This window comes from Kitasatospora sp. NPDC004240, from assembly GCF_053603215.1.
This window is the reverse complement of record NZ_JBSGFD010000377.1, coordinates 1-3,972: the sequence shown is the minus strand read 5'-3', so window position 1 is coordinate 3,972 and position 3,972 is coordinate 1. Positions and strand designations below refer to the sequence as shown.

General features: G+C 71.6%; 5 protein-coding genes and 1 pseudogene. 5 read left to right on the top strand and 1 reads right to left on the bottom strand.

The window, feature by feature from the left end; translation table 11 throughout:
• The 5 genes and pseudogenes from ACWEQL_RS41525 to ACWEQL_RS41505 all read left to right on the top strand — a co-directional run.
• A pseudogene (locus ACWEQL_RS41525) lies at positions 1 to 270 on the top strand (hypothetical protein); the annotation flags it as partial.
• A gap of 724 nt (positions 271 to 994) precedes the next feature.
• On the top strand, positions 995 to 1,435 hold the full coding sequence (locus ACWEQL_RS41520) for a hypothetical protein (protein ID WP_452156677.1): 441 nt from the start codon (positions 995 to 997) through the stop codon (positions 1,433 to 1,435).
• A gap of 31 nt (positions 1,436 to 1,466) precedes the next feature.
• Positions 1,467 to 2,207, top strand: coding sequence for a hypothetical protein (locus ACWEQL_RS41515; RefSeq protein ID WP_452156675.1), 741 nt, complete (start codon positions 1,467 to 1,469; stop codon positions 2,205 to 2,207).
• A gap of 38 nt (positions 2,208 to 2,245) precedes the next feature.
• Positions 2,246 to 2,548, top strand: coding sequence for a hypothetical protein (locus ACWEQL_RS41510; RefSeq protein ID WP_452156673.1), 303 nt, complete (start codon positions 2,246 to 2,248; stop codon positions 2,546 to 2,548).
• Positions 2,549 to 2,596: 48 nt separating this feature from the next.
• Entirely contained in the window at positions 2,597 to 3,295 is a 699-nt protein-coding gene (locus tag ACWEQL_RS41505) for a hypothetical protein (protein WP_452156671.1), read from the top strand.
• A gap of 367 nt (positions 3,296 to 3,662) precedes the next feature.
• On the opposite strand, the gene ACWEQL_RS41500 is transcribed toward ACWEQL_RS41505, so the two are convergent.
• Complete coding sequence (locus tag ACWEQL_RS41500; RefSeq protein ID WP_452156669.1) at positions 3,663 to 3,827, bottom strand: hypothetical protein; 165 nt, start codon at positions 3,825 to 3,827, stop codon at positions 3,663 to 3,665.
• Positions 3,828 to 3,972: the final 145 nt, after the last annotated feature.

The window sequence follows — 3,972 nt, the reverse complement described above, 5'->3', positions numbered from 1 at the left end:
AGCGCCTGTTCACAGTGGACGGGCCGGGGCTGCGGCGTCGTCGACCACGTCCTCGACGGCCCACCCCACCCGGGGTGGGCCGACCTCGGCCCACCTGCGACGGACACGGACGGGCCGCTCCCGATCTGCGCCATTCGCCGTGACTGCCGTTGGTTCACGCAGCGCGGCGCGGCCGCGTGCGCGGTCTGCCCGACCATCGTGGCCGATGCGGGTGGTACGGCCACCTACCGTTCGGAGGCGGACACGGCCGGCGACGTCACCTCCGGGTGAAGCCTGCCTCGAACCTGCCGCCGCCCCACGGCGACCGCACACACACCGTACAAGCACGGACACACCGGGAACCGGCGAACTCCCCAACAGATCGGGGACATCGGGCCATCGTCCACCGGGGCGCGCAAGGGGTGGGACTGGGCGGGCACGGCGCGGGAACGGGTAGCGGCGTTTCGCAGGGGCCCGCTTCCTCGCTCTGGGCGGGCCCAGGAGGAGCAGCGCTGAAGGTCGCCACCCTGCGCTTCACTTCTAGTGGTCGTTGCGACATCCCAGCTCAAGGAGTGCGGCGGCCTGGTCGGTGGCCGGCTACCAGTCGGGGTGCGCCGCCCAGGACGTGGGTGGTCGGGAAGGTGCCGGTGAGTACTTCGGCGGCGCTACGCGGATCGGAGCCGGCGACCCAGTAGCCGTCCGGGGGGTTGCGTCCACTGGTTGAATCCGCCCCACGGCCTCCTGCCGGTCTACGCCCTGCCGATGCCCCTGTGCTTCGCCGCCCGGACCCGGGTCCGCGCCTGGACCCGGACTGCCCGGCACACCCCCGGCCACCGCACCCGTCGCGGGGCCCGGCCGTACCCGCAGGGCCGGGCCCCGGCGACACCCGTGACACGGGTTCGACACGATCCTGTGAAAGCGCCTCACCTGATCCATGACATCAGTACCGTGAGCTGCTGCCCGGACGACTCCGGCCGGGCCCGCCCCACCCGCCTCCCCGCCGACGGACGGTCCCATGAGTCGCACGGACGACCCCATCCGCAGGACCCGCGCCCGGATCGCCGGAACCGGCGCACTCGCCTGCCTCGCCTTCACCCTGTGGACGTGGATCGACCAGGGCTCCGCGGAACGGTTCCTCGTGGGTCAGCCCGCCTCCCTCGCCGTCCTCGTCCTGGCAGCGCTCCTCGGGGGCGTGGGAACGGTGCTGGCGGCCCGACCGGTCCACCTCCCGGCCTGGGCCCGCCGCACGCTGGTGCTGTCCTTCGTGCCGGTCAACGCCGCACTCGCGATGTCCGCGCTGCGGCTGCTGGTGGACCCGGTCGCCCCCGGCGACACGGCGACCGGGTGGGCCCTGGTGGTGGCGATCGCGGCCCTGCTGATGCTCTCGGGATGCATCGGGCGGATCCCGAGGAACACGGGGAACACGGGGAACACGGGGAACGGGACCGGGGCCTGATGAACGAGTCATCCGACCGTCTGGAGACGTGATGGACGATCACACGATCGAGGAACTGCACAGGATCAGGGAACAGGCCCTCCGTCTGGGCGACACCCTGCGTTCGGTGGCGGCGGCCCTGCCCGCACGGGACGAGGGCGAGGACCCCAGCGGCCTGGTCAGCGTGACGATCAACGCGACCGGCCTCCCCGAGACCATCACCGTCGCAGCGCCCTGGAAGAACCGGATCCGCCCGCACGACCTCGCCGCCGCCGTCCAGGAGGCCGCCGCGGCGGCCGGGATGCGGCGTATGGAGAGCTGGGCCAGGGAACTCGACGACCGCGGGGCCGCGGACCCGGCCCGGCCCGCCCCGCCCGCGGACCGCCGGGTCCCCGACCAGCCGGACCGCCGCCCAGGTCCCCCGGACGACGACCCCGGCGGCCGGCGGCCCCTGGGTGACCTGGTGGAGGAACTCCTCGACATCGCGTCCCGGGTCGACGAGGAGGCCGGGCCGACCTCGCTCGCCGCCACCGGCACGGCGACCAACCAGTCCGGCACGGTGACCGTCGTTCTGGGCGTCTCCGGACTTCAGTCGGTCGCCGTCGACGCCGGGTGGGCCGACCACCGGACGGGTTCGGAGATCTCCCGGGAGCTGAACTCCGTACTGGCCGCCGCCCGCGCCCGGCTCGCCGCCGCGGTGGAGCAGGCCGGCGCACCCGCCCGCCGGATGGACAGCCTGCTGGCCGAGTCACTGGCCGTACTGCGCAATCCCGCCGACCACCTGGAGGACTGAACGTCCCTCAGGACACCGACACACCGAGGGGGCGCCCCATGGGCGACGAGGAGAAGAAGGTCACCACCGAGGACATCCGCAAGGACGCCAAGATCTGGGACGAACAGAGCGAGGAACTGGCGAAGATCTCCACCAAGGCCGCATCGACCTCCATGAACCGGCTGGAGTCGGGGATCTTCCAACTGGTCACCGGACCGTACGGCCAGCTGGTGACGCTGGTCTCCACCCGCTGCAAGCAGGGATCGGCCGCGACCTCCGAGATCGCCCAGGCGCTGCGGCGGATCGCCGACACCTACGACCGGCACGAGGAAGTCACCTCGGCCGAATTCCGCAACATCTGACACGGGGGCGCACCCATGGCTTTCAGCCTCGCACAGTACGAGTCCCTGATGACCGAACTCACATCGGGGACCAACAAGCTCAACACCAAACTGGGGCAGGTCCGTCCGGCCGCGCTCCAGGCGACCGACCACTGGTACATCCCGCAGAAGGTCGCGGACGGCATCATGTGGCTGGCCGACCAGGTGGTGTCGATCGGGAAGGGCATTCTCAACACCGTCCTCGACCTGCTCAAGGGCGTGGTCGCACCGATCTACATGTTCAACTACGGCCTGGACTGGAAGAACATGCGCGGCGAGGCCAAGGCCGTGGCCGACGAGATCCGGCCCGAGGTCCGCCCCACCAACCGGACCTGGAAGGACGACGCCGCGGACAACTACGCCGACGCGGCGGCCATGCAGAAGGACGCCGCGGCCCGGGTCGGCGACATCTCCGACAAGATCGGCACCTCGCTGCTGATCTGCGCCGTCGCGGCGATGGCCTTCTACGTCGCGGTGCTCGCCATCGTCGTCAAACTGGTGGCGGCGACCATCGCCGCGATCGTGGCGTTCGGTTCGGCCGTGTTCTCCTGGGCCGGCGCGGCAATCATCGTGGAGGAGGCCGGCGTCAACACCGCCGTCCTGGCCACCGCGGGCACCGCCCTGCTGGCCGTCCTGGGCACCCAGGCCAACGAGTTCGTGACGCTGAGCGGGGAGGCCGCCGACCCGTCCGGGTTCCCGAACGGGAAGTGGCCCGACGCCGTGGCCTGAGTGCGGCCGGAGAATCGACTTCCCGTCCCGGCGACTTCCCCGTACGGCGGGGTTCACCAACGTGGGGCGGAGCAGCTCGGTGGCTCGCCGGGCCCTGTCACCCACGTGCGGCGCCAGACCTTCGCCGACACCATCAGCCGCAGCGTCGTCGTGCGCCAGGACCTGATCGAGACGATCGCGCTGCCCCGCCTGCAGGAGCCCGGCCGGCGCGGTCCTGGTCGAAGGCGGCGTGGGCGGTATCCGGGTCCTCTTCGAGTTCCGGCCGTGAATCAATGCGCGCGGTGGCGTAACAGGAATGTCCCGGCCGATCAGGGCGGCCGGGACATTCGGTTTCGGCGACACGGAGGCCGCCGGAGAAGGTCAGAGGTCAGGGGCCCTCCAGGTCCGTCCAGGAGACGTCGTCGGGCTCGACGTCGAGGCCGCGGGCGCGGTGCCCACGGTCCTGGAAATAGTGGTCGCGCAGGGCGTCGGCGAGGATCGCTTCCTGCTGGGCCTGGCCGGCTCCGGCGTCACGGGCCTCGGAAGTCGTCACCCGCCGCACCCTACGGCCCGACACCGACACGGCCCCGGTAGGTTCTGCGTGTGACAGCCACCGATGACCGACGTTTCCCCGCCGCACTGGCCGCCACGCTGGCCGTGCCGTTCGACTACGACGGCGGCCAGGGCATCGACTTCGA